The sequence below is a fragment of the Streptomyces sp. NPDC028305 genome, assembly GCF_055569495.1.
The window spans coordinates 538995-561786 of record NZ_JBVHTN010000006.1 but is presented as its reverse complement, the minus strand read 5'-3'; the positions used below and the strand labels follow the sequence as shown (position 1 = coordinate 561786).

The window sequence follows — 22792 nt, the reverse complement described above, 5'->3', positions numbered from 1 at the left end:
GATGACGGCTACAGACGCAAACAGGGACAGGGGCCGGGGCAGGGCTACGGATACGGATACGGATACGGATACGGTCACGCCGACCGCCATCAGCACCCCCGCCCGCCGCGGCACCCCGCCCACCGGCGTGTTCCTCGCGGTCATCGCCCTGTGCACCGCCGTGACCGCCGCCAACATCTACCTCGCCGCGCCGCTCCTCGACCTGATCGCCCGCGACCTCGGCGTCGCCCCGTCGGCCGCCGGGTGGATCGCCTCCGTCGCCCAGCTCGGCTACGCGGCCGGGCTGCTGCTCTTCGCGCCCTCGGGGACACCGCCGACCGCCGCCGCCTCGTCGGCGCGCTGTCCGCCGCGGCGGGCGTGGCCCTGGTCGTCGCGGGGCTGGCGCCGGGGCTGCCCGCGCTCGGTGCCGCCGTGTTCGCGGCCGGCGCCGCCACGGTCGTACCGCAGCTGCTGGTGCCGCTCGTCGCCGAGCGCGCACCCGCCGAGCGGCGCGGCCGCCACCTCGGCGTGGTCGTCGCGGGGCTGTTCGCCGGAGTGGTCGCGGCCCGGGTGCTGGGCGGGCTCGCCGGGCAGGCGTACGGCTGGCGCGCGGTCTTCCTCGGCGCGGCGGGCCTCACCGCGCTCATCGGCCTGGCGACGGCCGCGCTGCTGCCGGCCGAGACCCGCCCGCGGACGAAGAGCGACCCGCCGGCGGTCCTCAAGGGCGTCGCCCGGGTGCCCCGGGTGCTCGCCGCCTCGGCCGAGGTGCGGAGCGCGTGCCTGCGGCAGGGCGGGATGTACGGGGCGTGGAGCGCCCTGTGGACGGCCCTGGCCCTGCTGCTCACGGGGCCCGGCTACGGGATGTCGACGGGCGCGGCCGGGCTGTTCGGCCTCTTCGGGCTGACCGCGAGCGCCATGGGGCCGCTGTCCGGCGGGCTGGTGGACCGGTTCGGCGTGACCCGGGTGGTCGGCGCCGCGTACGTGCTCGCCGCCTCGTCCGTACCGCTCTTCTGGCTCGGCGGCTCGCGGATCTGGGCGCTGTGCGTGGCGGCGGTACTGCTGCACGCCGAGCTGATGACGGGACAGGTCGCCAACCAGACACGGGCCCTGACCGCGACCTCCTCCCCGGCCGCGGCCAACACCGCCTACATCGTCGCCGCGTTCGTCGGCGGAGCGGCCGCCTCCGCGCTCGCGGCGCCGGCGTACGGGCACTGGGGCTGGGGCGGGGTGTGCGCCGTCGCCGCCTGCTGGCTGGTCCTGGGCTGGCTGGGCGCCGCCCGGCGCCCCGGCCTCACGCCCCGGACGGGTCGAGCTGCGTGACGTCCAGCTCGCCGTCCGCGTACCGCCTGCGGATCACCTTCTTGTCGAACTTCCCGACGCTGGTCTTCGGCACCTCCTCGATCAGCGCCCAGCGCTCCGGCAGCTGCCAGTGCGCGATCCGCTCGGCGAGGAACGCCCGGAGCGTCTCGTAGCCGACCCCGGTGCCGTCCTTCAGCACCACCGTCGCCAGCGGGCGCTCCCCCCACTTCTCGTCCGGCACCGCCACCACCGCCGCCTCGGCGACATCGGGATGGGCCATCAGGTGGTTCTCCAGCTCCACCGACGAAATCCATTCACCGCCCGACTTGATGACGTCCTTCGCCCGGTCCGTCAGCGTCAGGAAGCCGTCCTCCGAGATGGCGCCGACATCGCCGGTCTTCAGCCAGCCGTCCGGCGTGAACTTGTCCTCCGGGCGGAAGGGCTCGCCGTCTGCCCCGCCGAAGTACGCACCCGCGATCCACGGGCCGCGCACCTCCAGCTCGCCCACCGAACTGCCGTCCCACGGCACGAGCCCGCCGGCGGCCGCGGTCAGCCGGTACTCCACGGATGCCGGGAACCGGCCCTGGGACACCCGGTACGGCCACTCCTCCTCCGCCGTGAGACCGCCGGGCGGATGGGCCACGGAGCCGAGCGGCGAGAGCTCCGTCATGCCCCAGGCGTGCACGACCCGGATGCCGTGCCGCTCCTCGAACGCCCTCATCAGGGACGGCGGGCAGGTCGACCCGCCGATGTAGACCTCGCGCAGGCTGGACACGTCCCGCGGCCTCGCGTCCAGCTCGGACAGCAGGCCCTGCCAGATGGTGGGGACGGCGGCGCTGAGGGTGGGCCGGACCGACTCGATCATGTCGGCGAGCGGCGCGGGCTGGAGAAAGCGGTCGGGCATCAGGATGGAGGCGCCCCCCATGAAGGCGGCGTGCGGAGTGCCCCACGCGTTTGCGTGGAACATCGGCACCACCGGCAGCAGGGTGTCCCGCGCGGACAGGCAGAAGCCCTCCATGCTGTTGATCTGCATCGAGTGCAGATAGATCGAACGGTGGCTGTAGGCCACGCCCTTGGGGTCGCCGGTGGTGCCGGAGGTGTAGCACAGCGCCGCGGCCCGGCGCTCGTCGGTGACGGGCCAGGGGTAGCGCGTGGATCGGCCCTCGATCAGCTCCTCGTAGTCGTGGACGGCGGCGCGACAGCCGTCCAGTACGGAGCGGTCTCCCGGCCCGGTGACGACCACGTGCTCGACGGACGTGAGCAGCGGCAGCAGCGGGGCGAGCAGCGGCAGCAGCGAGCCGTTGACAATGATCACGCGGTCGGCGGCGTGGTTGACGATCCAGGTCAGCTGGTCGGCGGGCAGCCGGAGATTGAGGGTGTGCAGCACGGCGCCCATCGAGGGCACCGCCAGATACGCCTCCAGATGCTCACAGTTGTTCCACATGAGCGAGCCCACGACCTGGCCCTCTTCGACCCCGAGCTCTTCGTGCAGGGCGTTCGCGAGCTGGGTGGACCGCAGGGCCACGTCGCGGAAGGTACGGCGCTGCGGCTCGCCGTCACCGGTCCAGGTGATCACCTGGGCCTTGCCGTGCACCTGTGCCCCGTGGACGAGGATGCGGGTCACGGTCAGCGGTACGTCCTGCATCGTGCTGAGCACCGGGGCCTCCAGGGGTGGTTCCGGTTACGCGCGGGTCGAGGTGTCCGCCGATTGTGCAGCCGACCGGGCGGTATGTCACTACCTGGTGGTCACGACACCCAACTCCCTCCCCTGACCACGCCGCCCGAGCTCAGGCCGCCCGCGCTCAGGCAGCCCGCGCTCAGGCAGCCCTGGGCTCAGGCAGCCCGAGTGAGCGCCGGGTCCTCGCGCAGCTTGCCGAGCGCGCGCGAGACGGCGCTCTTGACCGTGCCCACGGAGACGCCCAGTACCTCCGCCGTCTGAGCCTCGCTCAGGTCCTCGTAATACCTGAGGACGAGCATGGCCCGCTGCCGGTCCGGCAGCCGCAGCACCGCGCGCCACATCGCGTCCCGCAACACCTGCTGTTCGGCGGGGTCCGGAACGGGAACCGGGTCCGGCTCGGGCAGTTCCTCGCACACGAACTCGTCGACCTTGCGCTTGCGCCACTGCGAGGTCCGCGTGTTCACCAGCGCCCGGCGGACATACCCGTCCAGCGCGTTGTGGTCCTCTATCCGCTCCCACGCCAGATATGTCTTCGTCAGCGCGGTCTGTAGCAGGTCCTCCGCGTCCCAGGCGTTGGCGCTCAGCGAACGGGCGGTGCGCAGCAACACCGGTCCCCGCGCCCGCACATATGACGCGAAACACGGAAAGGCGGCGGTGGACGCGCCGGTGCACACACTCGTGGTCATACCTCCCACGCTAGGAGCGGGCCGCGGGCCAGGGATCCGCCGTAAGTGCCGAAGACGCCTCAGCCTCAGGTTGTAGGGGTAGGGCTGGCACCACCTCCTGCGGGCGGAGGGGTGGCGGGGAGTACCTCAGGGTTGCACCCCAGGGGGTGTGCCGCAGAAGTAGTGGGGCCGGGGAGTCAGTCGATGATCGCCACGGGTGCGTCCACCTTGTTGCGGTCGATGTGCAGGGTCCGGCCGCCGTGCTTCTCGGTGACATTGCCTACGTACTGATGGATACGGCGGTGCGGATGCCAGGCGCTCTTGGCCAGGACCGGTTCACCGGACAGCGACGCCTTCCCGCTCCAGCGCGCGAACCACATCACGGAGGGGAGGTCGTGCTTGCCCGCCTTCCGGGCCTTCTCCAGATGCAGCACCCCCGACTCGGCGCTGCTGTAGAAGCCCGGGAAATATCCGCGTGAACGCACTTCGCGGCACCAGCCTCGGATGAAGGAGAGGGTGGTCTTGGCGCAGCCGGTGCGCGTCTGGTCGTATGCCTCCATGTCGAGATAGAGCGCGCTGCGCTTCTTGATGGCCAGCGCCTTGGCACGCTTGACCGCGTCCTTGCCCTCCTCGCGCCCCTGCGACGAGGGCTTGGAGCCGATGGGGACGTGCTTCTTGTTCGTGTTGCGGACGCAGGGGGACTGGGAACCGACGTAGATGGGCAGCACCCGCCAGCCGATGGTGCGGGTCCCCCGCATCCAGGACACGGTCAGGTGCGGCTGGCTCGGGCAGGCGCGGCCACGGCCGCCGTAGTAGACACCGACCGCGCGGTACCGGGAGCCGCTCCAGGCACGCAGCGTCTCGAGCGAGGGGGCATGACACGTGTCGAAGCCCCAGCCCTGGAAGACCTTGGCGCCCAGCGGCCGGGGGTCGGGGAGGGCCGCCGCCGAGGAGAAGCCGGGGGCCGCCGCCGGAGAGGAGGCGGCGGAAGGGGCGCCGACGATCAGCGTGGCCAGCGTCGCGGACAGGCCGATCGCACATCCGACGACCTTCCATCTGATCTTCTTTCTTCGGTCCATATGAAGAGTGAAAGTGCCCGTAGGGGGACCGGGCCCGCAGACACGCGCACGGTTCAGCCGTCTGCGCCGATGAGCAGCCCGGATGTCGGTACCCCGGTGCCCGCCGTGACCAGGACGCGGGCCGCGTCCTGGACCTGGTTGACCGAGGTGCCGCGTATCTGGCGCACCGCTTCGGCTATCCCGTTCATACCGTGCAGATACGCCTCGCCGAGCTGGCCGCCGTGGGTGTTGAGCGGCAGCGCGCCGTCGGCGACGAAGCCGGGGGCCTCGCCCGGCCCGCAGAAGCCGAACTCCTCCAGCTGCATCAGCACAAACGGGGTGAAGTGGTCGTAGAGGATGCCCACATCAATGTCGGCGGGGGACAGCCCACCGCTGCGCCAGAGCTGGCGGGCGACCACTCCCATCTCGGGCAGCCCGGTCAGATCGTCCCGGTAGAAGCTCGTCATCTGCTCCTGCCCGCGGCCGGCGCCCTGCGCCGCGGCGGTGATCACGGCGGGCGGATGCGGCAGATCGCGCGCCAGCTCCACACTCGTGACCACGAGGGCCTGGCCGCCGTCCGTCTCCTGACAGCAGTCCAGCAGCCGCAGCGGCTCGACGATCCAGCGGGAGGCGGCGTGGTCGGCGAGGGTGATCGGCTTGCCGTAGAAGTACGCGGCCGGGTTGGTGGCGGCGTGGCGGCGGTCCACGACGGCCACCTGACCGAAGACCTCCGGAGCCAGGCCGTACGCGTGGAGATAGCGCTGCGCGGCCATGGCGACCCAGGAGGCGGGGGTCAGCAGGCCGAAGGGCAGCGACCAGCCGAGCGCGGTGCCCTCGGCCGAGGGCTCGCGGTGCAGCACGCCGGACCCGAAGCGGCGGCCGGAACGCTCATTGAACGCGCGGTAGCAGACCACGACGTCGGCGACGCCCGTGGCCACGGCGAGCGCGGCCTGCTGAACGGTGGCGCAGGCGGCTCCCCCGCCGTAGTGGACGCGGGAGAAGAACGAGAGCTCGCCGATGCCGCACGCCTGCGCCACGGTGATCTCGGGGCTGGTGTCCATGGTGAAGGTGACCAGCCCGTCGACGTCGGCGGGGGTGAGCCCGGCATCGTCCAGGGCGGCCTGGACGGCCTCGACCGCCAGCTTCAGCTCGCTGCGGCCGGAGTCCTTGGAGAACTCGGTGGCCCCGATCCCCACGACCGCGGCCCGGCCGCCGAGCGTGTCGACTCCACGGACGCTCATCGGGCCTCCCCGTGCGGGGCGTCCGGGCAGTCCGGGAAGTCCGGGAAGTCCGGGGGGAGCCGCAGGGTGACCTTGCCGGTCACATGGCTCCCGATCGCGTTGCGCCCGGTCACTGAGACCTCCGCGGTGCCGTCGGCGACGGCCGTGACCCGCCCGGTCAGCACCATCTCGTCGCCGGGGTAGTTGGGTGCGCCGAGCCGGATCGCGACCTTCTGGAGCCGGGCGTGCGGCCCGAAGTGATCCGTGATGTACCGGCCCACCAGGCCATTGGTGGTCAGGATGTTCATGAAGATGTCCGGCGAGCCCTTCTCCTTGGCGGCCTCGGCGTCGTGGTGCACGTCCTGGTAGTCGCGGGAGGCGATCGCGCCGGAGACGATGAGGGTCCGGGTGATCGGGATGCGCAGCGGCGGCAGCTCGTCGCCGACCCGGATCGCGGTGGCACGGACCGTCATCCGGCCACCTCCGCCAGCCCATCGCCCAGCTCGGCCAGGAGCCCGGGCGCGGGTCCGAGATACGCGTCCAGCTGCCGACCCCACAGGAAGTGCCGGTGGACGGGGTACTCCACATCGGCGCCGATGCCACCGTGCAGATGCTGGCCCGAGTGCACCACCCGCTTACCCGCCTCGCAGGCCCACCAGGCGGTGGTGAGCGCATGGGTGGCGGCGGGCAGGCCCTGGTCGTAGCGCCATGCCGCCTCGTACGCCGTGACCCGGATGGCCTCGGTGTCCATATGAGCGTCCGCCGCGCGCATCAGCACGCCCTGATGCGTGGACAGCGGGCGGCCGAACTGCTGGCGGACCGCGGTGTGGTGGACCACCCGGTCGAGCGAACCACGGCAGACCCCCGCCTGAAGCCCGGCGAACGCGGTGCGGGCCCGACCGAGCACATCCGCATGGGTCTCCACGCCGCCGAGCGGCTCGGCGGGCGCCCCATCGAGGCTCAGCCGGCCCGCCGCCCATGGCGCAGTGGTCTCAACAGCCTCGATCCCGACGGCCTCGGTCCCGACGGCCTCGGTCTCGACGGCCTCGGTCTCGACGGCTTTGCGCTCGACGGATCCGGCCCCGGCGGCCTGGACCTCGACCAGGAAGCAGCGCGGCCCCGCCCCGGCGACGCGGGCCGAAACCAGGACGTGGGTCGCCGCCCGCAGCCAGGGCACGGCCGGGAAGGTGCCGCTCAGCCGCCAGCCGTCCGCCGTCCGGCGCGCGGTGGCCACCCGCGGGCCGAAGGCGCCCGTCGCGACCGCCGTGCCGTCCCCCAGGGCGGGCAGCAGCCGCTCGCGCTGCTCCGCCGTGCCGTGGACGGCCACCGGCAGCACGCCGTACGCACAAGTCGCCGCGAGCGGCACCTGGGCGGTGGCCCTGCCCTGCTCCTCCACCAGCAGCACCAGCCCGACCAGGCCGATCTCCTCCACGGCGGCCGGCAGCCCGGCCGCGCACAGCGCCTTCCACAGCTCGGTATCCGTGCCGGTACCGAGGGCGGACAGCCGCTCGTGAGTGGACAGATCACCGAAGATCTCCGCCGCCAGTTCGCGCGCGGCTTGTTGCTCCACGGTGGGCGCGAAGTCCATCAGGCCACCGCCCCTCGGAAGACGGGAAGCTCCAGATCGGCGTCCACGCGCAGAAACTCCAGCTCGACGGGCATGCCGATGCGGACCTTGTCGTACGGCACGCCCGTGATGTTGCTGATCATCCGCACCCCTTCCACGAGCTCGATCAGGCCTACGGCGTATGGCGGGTCGAAGGCCGGGAACGGCGGGTGATGCATGACGACATAGCTGAACACCGTCCCGGCGCCGGACGCCTCGACCGTCTCCCACTCCTGGCAGCCGCACGCACCGCACCCCGGGAGCCAGGGGAAACGGAGCGTCCCGCAGCCTGTGCAGCGCTGGATGAGCAGTCTGTGCTCGGCGACCCCCGCCCAGAAGCCTTCGTTGTCACGGTTGATCACCGGGCGCGGGCGCCTCGCCTCCTTGGCCTCCGTCGGGCGGTCCTTCCCCTCCGACGCCCGTCGCGCCGGGGCGTACTTGAGGATGCGGAAGCGGTGTCTGCCGACCAGCTCCCCACCCGCCCGGATGTCCATCCGCGTCGTGACGAAGTGGCCGGAGCCCAGCTTGGTGGTCTTGCGCGGCGAGACCGACTCGATCACCGCGTCGAAGGTGATGCGATCGCCCGGCCGCAGGGGGCGCAGATACTCCTGCTCGCAGTCCGTGGCGACGACCGAGGTACAGCCCGCCCCGTCCAGGAGGTCCAGCAGTTCGTCGTACGCCTCGGAGCGCGCCGAGCCGCCCGCATGGCCGGACAGCCCGCCCATCGTCCACACCTGGAGCATCGTCGGCGGCGCGATGGCCGGATAGGCCGCGTTGGCGTCGCCCATCGCCTCGCACCAGTGCCTGATCATCGGCTCGTTGACCGGGTCCTTGCCCACGCCCCCGATCGCGGCCGCCCGGCCCTCGTACGCCCTCAGGCGCCCGTATAAATCGTCGCCGGCCACCCCGCAACCGACCTTCCGCTCACCGGTCATCGCTGCCCCCGCCGCATGCCGAGCCGCATCGTGGCCACGATTTCCCGCTGCACCTCACTCGCACCGCCCCCGAAGGTGTTGATCTGCGCGGCCCGGTTCATCCGCTCGAGCTCGCCGTCGCCGAACGCGCCCGGCGATCCCGCCCGGATCAGCCCCGCTTCCCCCACAATCTCCTGACACATCCTGTACACCTCGACGGCGCTTTCGGTTCCCGCGAACTTGACCCCACTCGCATCGCCCGGGCTCAGCGTCCCCGCCCCCACGTCCCCCACCAGCCGCCAGTTGAGCAGCCGGGTGGCCGCCAGCCGGGCGTGTGCCTCCGCGAGCCGGGACCGCACCCAGGGCCGGTCGGCGGGGCGCTCACCGGTGTGCGGGTCCGGCGTGCGGGCGTGGGCGAGCGCCGCCTCGTAGCAGTCCTCGGCCTGCATGCCGATGGCGGCGAGCGCGACCCGCTCGTGGTTCAGCTGATTGGTGATCAGCCCCCAGCCGCCGTTCTCCTGGCCGACGAGATGGTCGGCCGGGACGCGGACCGAGTCGTAGTACGTCGCCGTGGTGGTCAGTCCGGCCACCGTCTCGATCGGCGTCCACGAGAAGCCGGGGGCGTCGGTCGGCACCAGGATGATGGAGATGCCCTCGTGTTTGCGAGCCGCCGGGTCGGTGCGGCAGGCCAGCCAGATCCAGTCGGCGTTGTGGGCGTTGCTGGTGAAGGTCTTGGCGCCGTCGATCAGCCAGTCGCCGCCGTCGCGCACGGCTCTGGTGCGCAGGGAGGCGAGATCCGTGCCGGCCTCCGGCTCCGAGTAGCCGATGGCGAACACGAACTCGCCGCTGAGGATGCGCGGCAGGAAGAACCGCTTCTGCTCCTCGGTGCCGTACTTCATCAACGTCGGGCCGACGGTGTTGAGCGTGACCATGGAGACCGGCGCGCCCGCCCGGTACGCCTCGTCGAAGAACACGAACTGCTCGTCGGGGCCGCGTCCTTTGCCTCCGTACTCGATCGGCCAACCGAGCCCCAGCAGGCCGTCGGCGCCGATGCGGCGCAGCAGCAGCCGCTGCCGGGCCGGGTCGTCCGGCAACGCGGCGCGCGTCTCGGGGGTGATCAGCTCGCGGAAGTAGCCGCGGAGTTCCTCGCGCAGCCGCCGCTGGCGGGGGGTGGGGGCGAGGTGCATGGGCAGCGGTCTCCCCTTCGCTCGACGGCGTCGCCCGTACGGCCGGGCGGGTCGAAAGCTTTCTGACTATCCGTCAGATAAATCGGCGGTGTCAAGGTCGTGTGGCCACAAGCGAAACCGTGCGGCGGCGCACAAAGCCGTGCGACGGCACCCCAGTACCGCCGCACGGCCGTATGACCTCACCCGTCCCCTGGGATCAATGAATCACTTCCTCCGCGGTCGGCGAGAGATGGAAAGACGCGCAAGCAGAGCTGCCCAGCCGGTCACCGACAAACCACACGAGCCCGCCGATTCCCACGCACGCATGATGGGGAAGCGCGGGCGCGGTGTGCGGGGTGAAGGCGCACGGAGCGTTTGAAACGGGTTTCCCGGCCCGCGCACACCCGTCTGCACGGGAACTCCCTACGCGTGACGCAAACCACGATCCAAAGTTGTACGGAAAGTGACCTGTGCGCTACGCGTTCGGGTGGGACTATCGTGATGGCGCGACGAGGCGCTCCGCGAGGGGATGGCACGGCCACTGGCCGACACTTCCGCACTGAGGCGGACAGGGAATCCGGTTTCCCGCTCTCCCCACGGCCGGACGCCCGGTATCCGGGACGGTTTAACCAGGGGGAGCGGTGTACGAGCTCTATGAACAGGGGTGGTTCCAACACTTCGTGTTACCCATGGGGCTCTGCGCGCTGGTCACCTGGATCTCGCTGGTGCACCGGTTCGCCGAGAAGGGCCGCCTGCTGGGGACCGCCCGGTCGGCCGCGCTGTGCGGCACGATCACGGCCTGCACCTGCGCCGCCGCGCTGATCACCATCACGCTCCTGCTCCCGCACGCCGCGGACGTACCCCCCGCCGTGGCCGCGGCCGCCGCCGGGGGCGCGCTGGCACCGCGGGTCCGCCAACAGCAGAACCAGCAGTCCACCCCGCCGTTCGTCGCCCTGATCACGCTGGGCATCGCCGTGCTGCTCGGCCACCTCGAACGGCGGCTCGTCCACGACATGTACGGCCGCTGCCACCGGCTGGTCAGGGACTTCGAGGACATCGCGCAGCTGCGCATGTTCGCCTTCGACGCCCGTGCGCATCTGCGCGGCTGCGCCATGCAGACCAAGGACAAGACGGCCATCGACGGGCTGCACGAAGACGTGCAGGCGCTCCTGGACGAGGCCGTGAAGGTCGAGGCCGACGCCGAGGCGAGCCGACGGCGGCGAGAGCTACAGGACTTCCCGAAAGAGCTGCACCGCCGGACGCGGGAGGAGGCGGAGGACTGTCGGCAGGCGCTGGCCAAGGCCAGGGAGGCCTGCGTGCAGATGCTCGAGTTCGGCTACAAGCACGGGAAGCGCAGCAGCGACAGGGACCTCATGCGAATCCGGCGGACGGCCATGGCCGTCGAACCGCTCGCCGAAGCCCCTGCGCCACATCCGTGACGCGCCCGCCCGTGCCCCTTTTCAATGGGTATAGACGAACGCGTCGGAACTGCCCTGCCCCATGGCGGCCGAGTCCTGATGGACCACCTTGGGCTCAACGAAGCTGATCTGCACGTCGAGTTCAAGCGCCTCCGCCACGGCGGCGATGCTGCGCAACGTCAGATTCTCGTCACCGGACAGGATCTGACTCACCCGGCCCGGGCTCACGTCCATCAGCCTGGCCAGATCGGCCCGGCTCATGTCCCGCTTGCCCAGCACCCCGGCCACCTCGACGGTGGCCTGCCTGGCCAGCCGCGCGCCAGTCGCGTCCGCGGCCTCCGCCCTCACACCCTTGCTCTTCCACGGCAAGATGCATCACTCCAAACCGCGCTGTGTCGGCGTCATGGCATCCTTCTTCCTTCTCTTCACAGTGTCAGGATCCCACCTTTAGCTTCAGCTAAAAGTCCACTTTCGGCTCAATCCCGCGAGGAGGGCACGGATCGCACTTCATCCCGCGGCCGTGACCTGCGGCGACGGCACGCACCACACGTTTTCGGCCAGATCGCGGCAGAAGGGGCGCGCGGGACCCGGGATCACCTCCCCCGGAGGGAACCCCTCGTCTCCGCCAACCGTCTTTCCAACCAAGGCCGGCCATTCATGGCGAGCGTGTCCTGTCCACGGAAGGGAGCTCCCATGCAGGCGGACGACCCGTGCAAGCTCGAGACCACCCTGCCCGACGGTCGGCGCATGACGCTGTCGCTGCCGACGACGGACGCGGAGTGGGCCTCCGACGGTATCAAGGGTCTGCGTGCCGTCCCGGCCACGCACACCGGCCGCGGCGAGGAGCCCCCGGCCCTCCCCGTACGGCCCGCGATCCCCCTTGAAGTGGCCATTCTCAGCCTGGGGACCTAAGAGTCCAGGGGGCTGGCCGCCGCTGCGAGGCGGCACGTGCCACCGGCCGGGACCTCTGCTTTCCCATCCTCCTGACGATCACCATCACAGAAGGGCGGATCGCCGAGGTCCGCCCTTTCCATGGGGGCACCGCCGCGATCGCCGACGCGCGTGACGGATGAAACGAATGGCTGCCGCCCGTCCAAGTAGTGGGTGAAGGGACCACCGACCACCTTGGAGGAACGGGTGCCCTTGATACCCGAACGGGCCTCAGCGCCCCAACGACGGGCGAGCCGGGCCGCGCCGCCGCGGCCGGACGCCGCGGGATTCGCGGCGTTCTACGAGGAGAACTTCGACGCCGTCCTCGGCTTCGTGACCCGGCGCACCACCTGCCCGCAGTTGGCCGCGGACCTCACAGCCGACATCTTCGTCGCCGCGCTGGAGGCCACCGGCCAGTACGACCCCGGGCGCGGGACGCCCGCCGCCTGGTTGCACGGCATCGCCCGCAACGTCCTGTCCTCCCACTACCGGGGCAGCGCCCGCGAACAGCACGCGGTGGCCCGGCTGAACGGGCGCCGGATGTTGGACGAGGAGGACATCGCCGCGCTGGAGGAGCGGATCGACGCGGAACGCGCGGCGCGCGAGCTGGTGGAGCGGCACAGCGCGCTGAGCCGGCCGCTGCGCGAGGTGCTCGATCTGGTGGCCGTCGACGGCCTCACCCCGCGCGAGGCCGCCCAGGTCCTCGGGCTCAACCAGGCGACGGTGCGGGTCCGCCTGCACCGCGCGAAGCGCGCGGTGCGCGCCGAACGCCCACCCGTCATCACGCACGCAGAAACCACCCTGGAGGCCGTCTCATGAACACGCCCACCCAGTTCAAGCAGCGCCTGGCATCGGAGCTGTCGGCCATGGCCACGCACCCGGCCCCGGCCCCGGCCCCCGCCACCCGGGCCCCGGCCCGTCGCCTTCGCCTCCCGTTCGCGATCGCGGCGGTGGCGACGGCGGCCGCCGCGGCCGTGGTCGTGCCGACGCTGACCGGCTCGGGCAGCTCGCCCGCGTACGCCGTGACCCGGGAGGACGACGGCTCCCTGACCCTTCTCCTGAACCGCCCCGAGGGCCTGCCCGGCCTCCAGAAGCAGCTGAAGAAGATGGGCGTGCGGGCGGCTGTCCTGGAGGGAGACAAGAACTGCCCCACGGGCGCGCCGCCCCATGCCCCCTGGGCCACCGCGGGCTACGCGCTGACGTTCCCGTCCGACCCCGCGAAGGCCATCGTCCACCCGGACATGATCCCGGACGACACCGTCTTGTCGAACGGCCGACGGGTCGCCGGGGCGACGCTGCTCATCGTGGCGGAGTTCGGCAAGGACAACGCGACCAAGGCGGTGTCGTTCCGGCTGGTGTCGAAGGTCCCGAAGTGCAGCGTGCCGGGGATAGGCGGCGGTCCGAGCGCGCACGCCTGATCCGGGGGCGGAGCCGTGCCGACGCCGTTCGGCGGCGGCCCGCGTCACCCCATCCGGGCCGGCTCGAGGTGGAGGTGTACCGCCGCGGTGGTGCGCGCGGCATCGCCGGTGGCGAGCAGGTCCAGCAGCGCGCCGCGCAGGACGGCGAGCACGAGGGTGCGCTGCGCGAGCGCCTCCTCGGTATCGCGCAGTGCGGCGGGCTGGCCGGCGGCGAGCAGTTCCAGCCAGTCGTCGACCGTGTCCCGGGCGAAACCGGCCCACGGCCCGTCCGGGTCGGTGAGGGAGCGCGCGTAGCTCTCCACCCACAGCGTCAGCAGGCCACGGTGAGCCTCGTCGGACAGCCACCGCCACAGCTCACGCGCGACCGACCGCAGCTCACCGCTGTCATTCCGCGAGTCCGCGATCCGCTGGATGTGTGCCAGCTCATCGGCCCTGGCCCGGGCGAGCAGGGCGCGGATCAGGCCGTCCTTGCTGCCGAACAGATAGAGCAGCACGCGTGGGCTGGACCGGATCTCCTCGGCGAGGGGGCGCAGGGACAGCTCGCCGAGACCGCTGCGCAGCGCGTAGGCGTAGGCCGCCTCCAGCAGTTCCTGCCGACGCGGGGACGGGCTTGGTTCGGATCGGGTCACCGGGCTAGCCTACTGAAACAGTCGTTTCAGTGCGAAGGGCGGAGTGACGGGCGTGGGTGAGGACATCATGGCGGAGCGTGAGGTGGCCATTCGGCCGCTGGACCACCCCGGTGACCTGGGCTGGGTGGTGATGGCACACGGCGATTTCTACGACCGGGAGTTCGGCTGGGACACCAGCTTCGAGGCGCTCGTCGCCCGGATCGTCGCCGACTACGCCGACGCGAGGGAACCCGGGCCGCAGGCGGCATGGATCGCCGAGGTCGACGGGGTGCGGGCCGGCTGTGTCTTCTGCGTACGTGCGGACGACCGGACCGCGAAGCTGCGGCTGCTGCTCGTCGATCCGGCGGCGCGCGGCCTCGGCCTGGGAGCCCGCCTGGTCGAAGAGTGCCTGCGCTTCGCGCGGGCGGCCGGATACGAGGCGATCACCCTGTGGACCAACGATGTGCTCGGCGCCGCCCGGCGCATCTATCAGAAGCACGGCTTCGAACTCGTCGCCGAAGAACCTCACGACAGCTTCGGTCACCACCTCGTCGGCCAGACCTGGCAGCGCCACCTGTAGCGACCGCCCCACTGTCGCTGACGCTCAGGCCCGGGGCGGTGAACAACCCGGCCCCCGGCACGGGAAGTCTCCCTCTCCGGAAGTCCGTGAATCCACGCTCGCGTCGCCGAGATCGTCAGCCGGTACCCCCGCTCGTTCCCAGTCGAGTTCCGGTCAGGTGACGCCTCCCAGCCATGGAACAGGGGAGGTTGGCGTCCCCTTCGAATCGCATGTGCACAGGAGACAGCGGCCGACGCTCCTGTGCGTCCATCACCCACACCACTGTCGGTGTCCTGTGCCATCGCGTCTTGACCAGGTGCCAACGCAACTTGACCGCCTTGATCACCTTCTGTAGCAGGGGGTTATCGTGGGCGACGCCAGGGAACCGCGTGATGCCAGGGCAGCGTCTGCCGGGGAGCGAGCTGCAAGGTCGCGACAGAGCTTTGGGGGCGGAGTGCTGCCGGACAGTGGACCAGGTGTCGGTCCCAGCCCGAGGGAGGCAGCCGCCTTCCTGCTGGACAAGATTCGTCAGGGCAACGGCTACGCCCGCGGCAAGAAAAAGCGGTTCGGTCGAAGCGCCTCCATCACCAAGGTGACGACGCTCGCACTGTCCGCTGCGTCCACCGTCATCCTGGGCCTTCAGAATCTCAACGCGTGGGCTGGTCTGGCCTTGGCGTGTGTGGCACTGGTGACGTTGCTAGGAGCCGTCGAACCGTTCTTCGATTGGCGCTCCCGGTGGATTCTGATGGAGGAAGCGCAGTATCGGTTCCAGCGGCTTGCCGATGACCTCGAATACCTCATGGCGTCGACGGCCGCCGACGAGCTCACATTCGATCAGCTTAATGAGATCTTCGGCCGGTATCAGACAATCTGGGATGACCTAAGCCGCACCTGGCTGGAGCATCGGCGGGAACCCGCGCCGTCGACCAATGCCTAGAGATGCGCGCACTTAGACCGTGTCCTATGTGGTGAGGCGGACGAGGCGTTTGTAGCAGCAGATGACTGCGGCAAGTCCCAGAAAGGCCAGGTAGTTGCGGGAATGACGCTCGGGCCGGCGGCACCAGCAGTCGAGGCGAGTAGGTTGACGCAGTGGACAATGAAGAGTTCACCATCAAGCTCACACGCGATCAAGCGTTCGTGTTGTCGGACTGGCTTTACCAAGTCATCTTCCAGTCCGACGACCTTGAGGGGATCGTTCGCGACCGGGCCGTCTGGTCACCGATCTACACGATCTCGGGAACGCTGGACACGACGCTGAGCGAGATCTTCATGCCCGACTACGCCGAGCGGCTCGACGCAGCCAAGGAGCGACTCCAAGCCAACCTCTACGGCGATGCCGACGGACCAACGGCGTCAGGCAAGGACACGGACGCCGCACCATAAGCGCACCAGATAGAGCGGGGAACAGCGGGGAATCACGGTGAAAGCAGCGAAGGCCGATGAGGCCGCGCAGCGGATATTCACCCAGGTCAGCGAGCACAGCAGGCCCTGAATGATCGCAGATTCCCAAGCTGATGCTGCCAACGGAGCAACGGAGTCAGTAGGAGTAAGCGGCCTCAGCCCTGCCGTCGCAGTGTTCGCGTGCCTACGATCGCGCAGTGAGCTACGACATCTACTTCTTGCACCGACGCGACGGGCAGTCCTGGGATGAGGTCCTGGAGGCGATGGAGGACGCAGCCGAGGACAGCGAGCCGATCCCCACCCACCTCCTTGAAGCTTGGGACCGAATAGTGCCGCAGGCTCGGACCCTGCTGGGCAAAGTAGAGATCACAGAGTACGAGCAGGAGTCGCGGGACCTGAGCCACTCGCGCACCGGCATCGACCTGTCCGTCTTCGGTGACGAGGTGAGCATCACTGTGCCCTACTGGCATGCGGGGGACGACGCTGAAGTCGTGCTCGGCCAGGTCTCCGCCCTTGCGGCCATCGTTGAGAAGGAGACCGGGCTGACTGCCTACGATCCCCAGACAGAACGTCCACTGACGGAGACGCCACCGGAAGGCCCGATTGGGCTGATGTCGCGAATCACCGAGGATTTGCGCAGCCGCTACGGCGGTTGAGCGTCAGGCACCGGCGGAGCCGGCCAGGTTCCGAGCCGTCTGCTCGCCGTGTGCCACAGTCGTGCCAGATGCAAGGGTCAGCCACGGTCAACGGGGGTGTCTCGCGGTCGAGTTCTCGGTGGCCCGACCAGGTATCGAAGCTCCAGGTCAGCGCCCCCACTCCCCCGCCTCTCTCCTCAAGCGGTAGTCAGCGAGTACCCGCAGCCGACCGCTACAGGCCCCAAACGCCAAGTGGTCGCCTGACGCCAGCCGTGACGCCAACGGCCCCGCACTCCGACGCCACCAGCGGACGTCGGCGGACCGCCGAGCCATCCGGCCCAGCCGCCGAGCTGCGCGCCAGCAGCAGGCACCTTGGCCGAGGAGAACACCGTCGTGGCTGGGGGTCGGCTCCACGGCTTTACCCACCTCCCCGGTTCGGGGCCCGCGTCGAGCAAGACCAGGGGGCCACTCGTGCTCATTGCGGGCAGGTCCAAAGCCTGCCCGAGTTGCCAACCAGCGTACGGCCCCCTGATCATGCTCGACCCAAACCGGGCAGGACACCGGCCAAAGCCGTTCCACCGGCTGGGGCACGTGCCCCCGCGTGCCCGGTCGAGCGGGAAACCACAGGGACCAGCGGCCATTGGCGGACAGCGGACAAGGCGAAGGCCCCCGACCTCGATCGCAGGTCAGGGGCCATATAGCGGCGGAGGCTGAGGGTTTTGAACCCTCGGTGACATCGCTGCCACGACGGTTTTCAAGATCTCTCGGCGGTACGGCGGCCAGGTCACTCCGCCGCAGGTCAGATGGGCACGAGCGCCCTGGCGGAGCCGTCGTCAGCGTTCTCGTGCCCGCAACGTGCCCTCGGGAAGTGCGCCCCTTCTGGCCGCATGCGCGCATGTGGGAACCGGCGATCCCCCGCTCTGCGGCGGCCCCGCCAGCGGCAGGGGCGGACAGCAAGATCACCGGCCCGTGTCCCCAAACTTGTCAGCACCCGGGGCAGCAGCAGCCTAGCCAGATGCCACCAGTCCGACAGCGCATTTTCACAGCCTCACGTCTCGTCCAACCACTCGTCCGCAGCAGCGGCGACCTGGTCGTCGCGACCGGCGACCGGCCGGGCGTAGTGCCGGGTGGTCACGCTCGCGTTCGAGTGGCCGAGCCGGTGGGCAGCGGTGATCACGCCGTACCGGTCGGCGATCCAAGTTCCGTGCGAGGCCCGGAGGTCATGCGGAGTCACGTCGGTCAGCCCGGCCGCCGACACAACAGGGTCGAAGTACGCCTTGCGCCACTGGTTGTAGCGAAGCGGCTTCCCGCTGGGCGTAGTGAACAGGAGCGCGTCATCCCCACCGGGCAGAGCCTCGCCCTTCTTCAGGGAGTCTTTACCTCCCTAGGGAGACTTAATCCAGACCTCCCTAGGGATGTCAACGGGACCTGCGGATAGACGTGAGCGGGGTGAGTGATCGGGTATGCGTTCGTGCGACCGGCAGGGGGTGGCGGGTAGGCTGACCACCCTAGGGAGCATCGAGGAGTGGAGAGACAATGCCCGAGACTGCGCGGCAGATCGCCGACGATCTCCGGGCGCGGATCGAATCCGGTGACCTACAGCCGGGCGATCGGCTGCCCGGGGAACCCTCGCTCGTGCGGACGTACGGCGTCGCCAAGATGACCGCCAACCAGGCCCTCAAGATCCTCGTGACCGAGGGACTCGCATACGCCCGCCCCGGCTCCGGCACCTACGTCAGGGAGTTCCGGCCGATCCGGCGAGTAGCGAATGACCGCCTGTCCAAGTCCCGCTGGTCCTCGGGACAGTCCATCTGGGCCGCCGACGTCGACCGGCGGCCGCTGGCGACCGACGTCCAGGTCTACGAGGCCGAGACCCCACACCAGATCGGGCGTCTGCTCAACCTCGAACCCGGCGCTCCTGTCATCGTGCGCAGCCGGAAGTACGCCGTCGAGGACCGCCCAGTACATATCGCGACTTCCTACCTCCCGGCCGACCTGGTGCGAGGAACGGCGATCACCGAGCCCAACCCGGGCCCCGGAGGCATCTACGCCCGCTTGGCCGAGCTGGGAGCGGAACCGGTCAACTTCGCCGAGGAGTTGCGGGCGCGGATGCCGAGCGGGGAGGAGCGCGCCGCCCTGAACCTCGCGGCCGGCACTCCGGTCCTTGAGATCTGCCGCACCGCCTTCACCGAGGACGAGCGCCCCGTGGAGGTCAACCAGATGCTTCTGGACGCCGGTTCGTACGTCCTGGAATACCGCCTCAGCAGCTGAGCTGTTACGGATTTCCCTACCTCATCAAGGCGGCTCGCTCACGCTCGCCGCGCGCGGCCCGGCCCCCGGCCGGGCCTGCGCTCCTGTCTCCGCCCCGCTCCAACCCGGCCGCCGCCCGTGCCGCGCACACAGCAATCAGCCACCTGGTGCCAGAGAAGGGGTACGTCGTGGCTGGGGCGGTCGGCTCCACGGCTTTACGGAGCCACTTTGGCGCGAGCCTCGAAGATCATGGCCCCAACGTCGTGCTTTACCGGGCAGGTCCACAGACTGCCCGACGCGCCGGAAGCTTACGGTGCCATGATCACTCGCGCCAAAGCAGCGCCACCCCAAAGCCGCTCCACCGACCTCCGAGGTGGAAGGAGACCACAACTTCAATGAGCTATTTCAACCGCGCCTCGGAATCTTATGCACGGTATGCACCAGGATTCGTGACACGATGGCAACACCTTGGTCCACCTCATGCCTTTCAGGCTCACGAGGCGAACGGCCGTGGACTACGTCATTCCTGACCTTACGCAGCTTCGACAGGAGATCTACGTCTGACTGACTCACCGGAGCACCGTCCAGGGCGATTCGCCGACGAAACCGCACGAAGAGTGGAGGATTATTAATATCCCCTAGCAGGTTTTCTATCCGGGCCGCCTTGAGAGGGTCATCGAACTTAACAATAGACCTACGGATGGCGCGCTTATCCGCTTTCGAGAAAAGATCCGGAACCGGCGTCTTGCCTACATAGAATTCAATTGACTCCCAAAGCGCCGTAATGCGACTAATATTGTCGTTCCCTCGCGCGGCCCTCGCACATGCAAGAATTGCCTGCACGACGTTGCGAGGAAGGTCACGTGGCATGGGAGGTCGAGCGACGCCGATGTGTCGGTTAGACGGCTCCAAAGTAGTGGGATGGGGCTCCTGCTCCGGAACACGCAGCCAGCGTCTATGACTGCGGAGCCCTCTCACATATACAAGACGTCCTCGATGCGGAGATATAAACAGGCTCTGCCTATCCCAGTCGCCAGTCGACCCATCTGGCAATGGCGCAATTGAGTACCTTGATCGAACCGTCAGCCAGGATAGGGCGAGATCAAAATCTTGAATCGCTTTTTCTTCCGCAACGAGCGCGAGATTGCTTTCTACGTAGGTAGCAGCATAAGCCTTCGCCTGGACGAACTCCTTCTCCAGCCCGTTTAGTTCCGGGAGTGAGGAGAGATCCAGAACGCCGTTCGGATAAAGCGAAACTGATCCAAGGCGTATTGACTGTTCAACCTCAAGCCCATCGACGGGACTGACGACCTCGAACACCTCGCTAGGAAGTTTCTGGAATCCATGAATTCTTATCTGCTCATCGCGCAGGCCTCCTCCTCGCGCGAGAGTGTAAAGCATTTCGATCGGCGGCATATCTGCTGTAGCCATGGGAGCGACACGGCGCTCAGCGAACTCGGGACGAGCGCTGCATGTGATTCTTATTAGATCCGCTTCTGCAGTTGCCTCAACAACGAAGCCCGCGAACATCAGTTCCGAGTAGTCTCCCTGTACTCGCTCTACGGTGACCTCGCTACTCAGATCCATTCTACTTACGATTGACGACCTACTATTGATTGCCAACTTGGCCTGTGTGATGTCATTGAGCTTACCTCTCACAGTAATAGAGGAAACGGCGTGGCTGACATCTACTGAGCCGAAGCGTACGATCTCCCGCCTCACCCCACCTCCCAGCGAAAATAGATTTTGATAAATTTCCCCCTCATCGGCAGCCATTAGTCTGCCGATTCTTCCTGCGCGGCAGCTTTGTACATGAGGGCATCCTCTACCAATCGTCCGATTGCTTCGTACCAAAAGTTGGCGAGATTGAAAATCTGCTCAATAGGCTTGTCTTTACCCAGTGCCAGATCTTGCACTAGTGCCATGAGCTGCAGAGTTGGCGCTCGAAGTTCGCTGCGCGACCCGGAGCTGACAATCCTCGCTACCTGGTCAGCTGAATCATCCTGTCCGCCCAGTCTAATAGCGATTCTGCGAAGCGTCATGCTGCAGTAGAGAAGCGAGGCTTCCGGCAACCCCTGGTCCATCGCCAACCTGCTCAGATTTAGAAACAGCAGGATGTCGGCGGCAGTAGAGTCCCCCTCAGGCCCTGAAGGATCAACATCCTGAGATTCCTGCAGATCGATAAGCCGATCTCGCCGATTAACGACTCGGAGAGCAACTTCGGCCGCCCTGCGCACCAAATTGAATGCACCGGATTCCCACCAGTGAGTTTCAGCCCCCGTAATCAAATCAATTTGTGTTGCGGTTGGCTGCTGGAGGGTTCGCATCACGTTTACGAGGTTCCGCAGCGAATGCACTTCGGCTATTGCTGCCTGATTCAGTGCGCTCCGGATTGGAGTAACGTCGGGGTCAGGCGTGACGTCGGCCGCAGTCATCGGAAAACGAACTGTCACATGACTGTCTGGGCCAGCGTTTCGATCCTGCTTATCAATGTGCGATTTGAGGGACGAGAGAAATGAGTACCATTTATTAAGCGCTTCCTTCTGAGGCTCACGGCCCTCATCTAGGACCAGAGCAGACCAGCGCTTCTCCAGATCTGTGCTCAAGCTACTGACGTAAGTCAGAAGCATTTTCAGATCTGAAGCTTCGAGCACATCCGTTACTTCTCTATCTTTCGTCGCTTCAGACGTTACGGGAGCAACTTCGGGAGCGCCCTGCGCTTCAGTTTCGACTTCTCCGTCTGTCCCTCTACCAAGAAGATCCTCAGCCGCATCTACGGCCCGGAGGATGCCTTCTAGATTTGGGCGCTCGACAGGGCTGAAGGAAAGATCTCCCCCTTTGCCGAGATTAGCCAATGTGCTATTTTGTACCAGAGCCGGATGCCCGTAAAGTGTCTCTCCGTATAGAGAAAGGACAACCTGGCCAGATGTTTCGATTTTTCGCCTGTAAGTTTTGAGAATCGTCGCAGCTAGATACTGCAGCCGCGAAAGCCCCACTGCCAACAATTGCTGAACAATCCAATTATCCGCACCTGGGACGCCGGCAGCTCGTAGGGCTTCCCTCCGGAAATGGGCTACCAGGTGTTTTTGCCCTTCATGTTGCCATGTCCCTACGGAGACCAGGGAATCATCGCGAAGGTTTGCTATGTGCTCTAATGTTAGAATCGGCGACCCTTCGGATAGCAGCCTTTTTGCCGCATCCGATATCATCTCTTGAGCTTCGGACGTGTCTCCCAGATTCTCATATTCTCCATTCAGGACCTTCCTGGGCCACGATGCTATAGCTTCCGCAGCCTCCACAGCTGCCCTAGAAAGCATCGACCTGTCATTTTCGCTTAGGTGCCCGCTTGCCTTTTGCATGCCCAGGATGGACTCTTCGAAGGCCTCGTTAAAGCGTTGAAAAGAGAGGTCCGACACATTGCCTTGCCAGTTGACAGAAAAGGATCTCAACAGCTTTTGCGCATCGTCAATTTCTTCTTTTTCACCACCGCGAAGATCCCGAATATAAGCCAGGGAATGATGGTCCTTGCTACCAGGTTCCTTCGAAACCATGCGTACGAGACACCAGTGCGTCAAGGTTCTCTCCCCGTGATCTGCAGCTTCTTTCACCTATCCAAGTCTGCTCTAAGGGTGCCTGATAAATGAAGACAACGCATGCCCTTTACGTGGAAGAGGCACAGTTAAGGAGCATGCGCACAGGTGAACGACCATGCACACACCCATGGCATCACCAGCAGAGCACCCTGGCCCCCGCTCTGGAGCGCAACGCACCGGTAGGCGGGCCAGCGCGCTGGCTGTGCTGCAGCGGAGTGGTGCGGCTCGCGTCCACGGCACACCGTGAAAACTCAAGGACTCGCGATTCGGAACGAAAGCAGCGTGCCAAACCCGTGCCAGATCGTGCAGGGAACCACGGGGAACACCGGGTACCAACTCAGCAAGCGGTCGGACACCGTCAGAGCTCCCGTGCAGGTCAGCCGAGCCACCGCCCC

Annotated in this window: 21 protein-coding genes and 3 pseudogenes; 10 read left to right on the top strand and 14 right to left on the bottom strand. The window is 67.8% G+C overall.

Going from position 1 to position 22792, the window contains the following annotated elements:
* Position 1: 1 nt before the first annotated feature.
* Positions 2 to 1299, top strand: a pseudogene (locus ACZ4WQ_RS27950) (MFS transporter).
* Here the strand turns inward: ACZ4WQ_RS27950 and ACZ4WQ_RS27945 are convergent.
* From ACZ4WQ_RS27945 to ACZ4WQ_RS27910, 8 genes are all read right to left on the bottom strand, one after another.
* On the bottom strand, positions 1271 to 2935 hold the full coding sequence (locus ACZ4WQ_RS27945; RefSeq protein ID WP_398376094.1) for a long-chain fatty acid--CoA ligase: 1665 nt from the start codon (positions 2933 to 2935) through the stop codon (positions 1271 to 1273). The pseudogene ACZ4WQ_RS27950 and the gene ACZ4WQ_RS27945 sit on opposite strands and share 29 nt — an antisense overlap.
* 176 nt (positions 2936 to 3111) lie before the next feature.
* Positions 3112 to 3642 carry a SigE family RNA polymerase sigma factor gene (locus ACZ4WQ_RS27940; protein WP_311726116.1) on the bottom strand — a complete coding sequence of 177 codons (531 nt, stop codon included), beginning with the start codon at positions 3640 to 3642 and terminating at the stop codon, positions 3112 to 3114.
* A 176-nt stretch (positions 3643 to 3818) separates the two neighbouring features.
* Positions 3819 to 4700: a DUF1906 domain-containing protein gene (locus tag ACZ4WQ_RS27935; protein ID WP_311726115.1), complete on the bottom strand. Its 882-nt coding sequence runs from the start codon at positions 4698 to 4700 to the stop codon at positions 3819 to 3821.
* Positions 4701 to 4753: 53 nt separating this feature from the next.
* A complete protein-coding gene (locus tag ACZ4WQ_RS27930) occupies positions 4754 to 5920 on the bottom strand; it encodes a lipid-transfer protein (RefSeq protein ID WP_311726114.1) in 1167 nt (388 codons plus the stop codon).
* Entirely contained in the window at positions 5917 to 6372 is a 456-nt protein-coding gene (locus ACZ4WQ_RS27925; RefSeq protein WP_385342359.1) for a MaoC family dehydratase, read from the bottom strand. Before ACZ4WQ_RS27925 ends, ACZ4WQ_RS27930 begins: the two co-directional genes overlap by 4 nt.
* Complete coding sequence (locus ACZ4WQ_RS27920; protein ID WP_398376098.1) at positions 6369 to 7487, bottom strand: acyl-CoA dehydrogenase family protein; 1119 nt, start codon at positions 7485 to 7487, stop codon at positions 6369 to 6371. The genes ACZ4WQ_RS27925 and ACZ4WQ_RS27920 overlap by 4 nt, the downstream gene beginning before the upstream one ends.
* The gene (locus ACZ4WQ_RS27915; protein WP_385342355.1) at positions 7487 to 8440 is read right to left on the bottom strand and encodes a bifunctional MaoC family dehydratase N-terminal/OB-fold nucleic acid binding domain-containing protein; all 954 of its coding nucleotides are present in this window, start codon (positions 8438 to 8440) and stop codon (positions 7487 to 7489) included. The genes ACZ4WQ_RS27920 and ACZ4WQ_RS27915 overlap by 1 nt, the downstream gene beginning before the upstream one ends.
* The gene (locus tag ACZ4WQ_RS27910) at positions 8437 to 9606 is read right to left on the bottom strand and encodes an acyl-CoA dehydrogenase family protein (RefSeq protein WP_311726110.1); all 1170 of its coding nucleotides are present in this window, start codon (positions 9604 to 9606) and stop codon (positions 8437 to 8439) included. Before ACZ4WQ_RS27910 ends, ACZ4WQ_RS27915 begins: the two co-directional genes overlap by 4 nt.
* 668 nt (positions 9607 to 10274) lie before the next feature.
* On the opposite strand from ACZ4WQ_RS27910, the gene ACZ4WQ_RS27905 reads away from it, so the two are divergent.
* Entirely contained in the window at positions 10275 to 11024 is a 750-nt protein-coding gene (locus ACZ4WQ_RS27905) for a hypothetical protein (protein ID WP_398376100.1), read from the top strand.
* A gap of 21 nt (positions 11025 to 11045) precedes the next feature.
* Here ACZ4WQ_RS27905 and ACZ4WQ_RS27900 read toward each other — a convergent pair whose 3' ends face one another.
* Positions 11046 to 11372 (bottom strand): helix-turn-helix domain-containing protein, encoded by a 327-nt coding sequence (locus ACZ4WQ_RS27900; RefSeq protein ID WP_311726108.1) that lies wholly within the window; start codon positions 11370 to 11372, stop codon positions 11046 to 11048.
* 324 nt (positions 11373 to 11696) lie between these two features.
* On the opposite strand from ACZ4WQ_RS27900, the gene ACZ4WQ_RS27895 reads away from it, so the two are divergent.
* The 3 genes from ACZ4WQ_RS27895 to ACZ4WQ_RS27885 all read left to right on the top strand — a co-directional run bounded on the left by ACZ4WQ_RS27895 (position 11697) and on the right by ACZ4WQ_RS27885 (position 13351).
* Positions 11697 to 11915 carry a hypothetical protein gene (locus ACZ4WQ_RS27895; protein WP_398376102.1) on the top strand — a complete coding sequence of 73 codons (219 nt, stop codon included), beginning with the start codon at positions 11697 to 11699 and terminating at the stop codon, positions 11913 to 11915.
* Positions 11916 to 12140: 225 nt separating this feature from the next.
* On the top strand, positions 12141 to 12752 hold the full coding sequence (locus ACZ4WQ_RS27890) for an RNA polymerase sigma factor (RefSeq protein WP_311726106.1): 612 nt from the start codon (positions 12141 to 12143) through the stop codon (positions 12750 to 12752).
* Positions 12749 to 13351 (top strand): hypothetical protein, encoded by a 603-nt coding sequence (locus ACZ4WQ_RS27885; protein WP_398376105.1) that lies wholly within the window; start codon positions 12749 to 12751, stop codon positions 13349 to 13351. Before ACZ4WQ_RS27890 ends, ACZ4WQ_RS27885 begins: the two co-directional genes overlap by 4 nt.
* A 44-nt stretch (positions 13352 to 13395) precedes the next feature.
* On the opposite strand, the gene ACZ4WQ_RS27880 is transcribed toward ACZ4WQ_RS27885, so the two are convergent.
* Positions 13396 to 13980, bottom strand: a complete 585-nt coding sequence (locus ACZ4WQ_RS27880) for a TetR/AcrR family transcriptional regulator (RefSeq protein ID WP_311726104.1) — start codon at positions 13978 to 13980, stop codon at positions 13396 to 13398.
* Between the two features lie 67 nt (positions 13981 to 14047).
* Between ACZ4WQ_RS27880 and ACZ4WQ_RS27875 the strand changes: the two genes are divergently transcribed.
* Both ACZ4WQ_RS27875 and ACZ4WQ_RS27870 read left to right on the top strand, forming a co-directional pair.
* Positions 14048 to 14539 carry a GNAT family N-acetyltransferase gene (locus ACZ4WQ_RS27875; protein ID WP_385342439.1) on the top strand — a complete coding sequence of 164 codons (492 nt, stop codon included), beginning with the start codon at positions 14048 to 14050 and terminating at the stop codon, positions 14537 to 14539.
* A 433-nt stretch (positions 14540 to 14972) separates the two neighbouring features.
* A complete protein-coding gene (locus ACZ4WQ_RS27870; protein WP_385342345.1) occupies positions 14973 to 15455 on the top strand; it encodes an SLATT domain-containing protein in 483 nt (160 codons plus the stop codon).
* A gap of 24 nt (positions 15456 to 15479) precedes the next feature.
* On the opposite strand, the pseudogene ACZ4WQ_RS27865 reads toward ACZ4WQ_RS27870, so the two are convergent.
* A pseudogene (locus ACZ4WQ_RS27865) lies at positions 15480 to 15572 on the bottom strand (IS5/IS1182 family transposase); the annotation flags it as partial.
* Between the two features lie 35 nt (positions 15573 to 15607).
* On the opposite strand from ACZ4WQ_RS27865, the gene ACZ4WQ_RS27860 reads away from it, so the two are divergent.
* Together ACZ4WQ_RS27860 and ACZ4WQ_RS27855 are read left to right on the top strand one after the other, a co-directional pair.
* Positions 15608 to 15901 (top strand): hypothetical protein, encoded by a 294-nt coding sequence (locus ACZ4WQ_RS27860; RefSeq protein WP_385342343.1) that lies wholly within the window; start codon positions 15608 to 15610, stop codon positions 15899 to 15901.
* 215 nt (positions 15902 to 16116) lie between these two features.
* Positions 16117 to 16575: a hypothetical protein gene (locus tag ACZ4WQ_RS27855; RefSeq protein WP_385342341.1), complete on the top strand. Its 459-nt coding sequence runs from the start codon at positions 16117 to 16119 to the stop codon at positions 16573 to 16575.
* 1027 nt (positions 16576 to 17602) lie between these two features.
* Here ACZ4WQ_RS27855 and ACZ4WQ_RS27850 read toward each other — a convergent pair.
* Positions 17603 to 17911, bottom strand: a pseudogene (locus ACZ4WQ_RS27850) (tyrosine-type recombinase/integrase); the annotation flags it as partial.
* 179 nt (positions 17912 to 18090) lie between these two features.
* On the opposite strand from ACZ4WQ_RS27850, the gene ACZ4WQ_RS27845 reads away from it, so the two are divergent.
* A complete protein-coding gene (locus tag ACZ4WQ_RS27845) occupies positions 18091 to 18825 on the top strand; it encodes a GntR family transcriptional regulator (RefSeq protein WP_385342339.1) in 735 nt (244 codons plus the stop codon).
* 384 nt (positions 18826 to 19209) lie between these two features.
* Here the strand turns inward: ACZ4WQ_RS27845 and ACZ4WQ_RS27840 are convergent, their stop codons facing one another.
* Positions 19210 to 20580 carry a hypothetical protein gene (locus ACZ4WQ_RS27840; protein ID WP_398376112.1) on the bottom strand — a complete coding sequence of 457 codons (1371 nt, stop codon included), beginning with the start codon at positions 20578 to 20580 and terminating at the stop codon, positions 19210 to 19212.
* Complete coding sequence (locus ACZ4WQ_RS27835) at positions 20580 to 22412, bottom strand: hypothetical protein (protein WP_385342335.1); 1833 nt, start codon at positions 22410 to 22412, stop codon at positions 20580 to 20582. Before ACZ4WQ_RS27835 ends, ACZ4WQ_RS27840 begins: the two co-directional genes overlap by 1 nt.
* Between the last annotated feature and the right edge of the window lie 380 nt (positions 22413 to 22792).

Excerpts from the sequence above, each read along its gene's own strand:
- ACZ4WQ_RS27940 (WP_311726116.1), bottom strand. The coding sequence starts at position 3,642 with ATGACCACGAGTGTGTGCACCGGCGCGTCCACCGCCGCCTTTCCGTGT.
- ACZ4WQ_RS27910 (WP_311726110.1), bottom strand. The coding sequence starts at position 9,606 with ATGCACCTCGCCCCCACCCCCCGCCAGCGGCGGCTGCGCGAGGAACTC.
- ACZ4WQ_RS27840 (WP_398376112.1), bottom strand. The coding sequence starts at position 20,580 with ATGGCTGCCGATGAGGGGGAAATTTATCAAAATCTATTTTCGCTGGGA.
- ACZ4WQ_RS27845 (WP_385342339.1), top strand. The coding sequence starts at position 18,091 with ATGCCCGAGACTGCGCGGCAGATCGCCGACGATCTCCGGGCGCGGATC.
- ACZ4WQ_RS27925 (WP_385342359.1), bottom strand. The coding sequence starts at position 6,372 with ATGACGGTCCGTGCCACCGCGATCCGGGTCGGCGACGAGCTGCCGCCG.
- ACZ4WQ_RS27930 (WP_311726114.1), bottom strand. The coding sequence starts at position 5,920 with ATGAGCGTCCGTGGAGTCGACACGCTCGGCGGCCGGGCCGCGGTCGTG.
- ACZ4WQ_RS27885 (WP_398376105.1), top strand. The coding sequence starts at position 12,749 with ATGAACACGCCCACCCAGTTCAAGCAGCGCCTGGCATCGGAGCTGTCG.
- ACZ4WQ_RS27920 (WP_398376098.1), bottom strand. The coding sequence starts at position 7,487 with ATGGACTTCGCGCCCACCGTGGAGCAACAAGCCGCGCGCGAACTGGCG.
- ACZ4WQ_RS27895 (WP_398376102.1), top strand. The coding sequence starts at position 11,697 with ATGCAGGCGGACGACCCGTGCAAGCTCGAGACCACCCTGCCCGACGGT.
- ACZ4WQ_RS27915 (WP_385342355.1), bottom strand. The coding sequence starts at position 8,440 with ATGACCGGTGAGCGGAAGGTCGGTTGCGGGGTGGCCGGCGACGATTTA.
- ACZ4WQ_RS27905 (WP_398376100.1), top strand. The coding sequence starts at position 10,275 with ATGGGGCTCTGCGCGCTGGTCACCTGGATCTCGCTGGTGCACCGGTTC.
- ACZ4WQ_RS27875 (WP_385342439.1), top strand. The coding sequence starts at position 14,048 with ATGGCGGAGCGTGAGGTGGCCATTCGGCCGCTGGACCACCCCGGTGAC.
- ACZ4WQ_RS27935 (WP_311726115.1), bottom strand. The coding sequence starts at position 4,700 with ATGGACCGAAGAAAGAAGATCAGATGGAAGGTCGTCGGATGTGCGATC.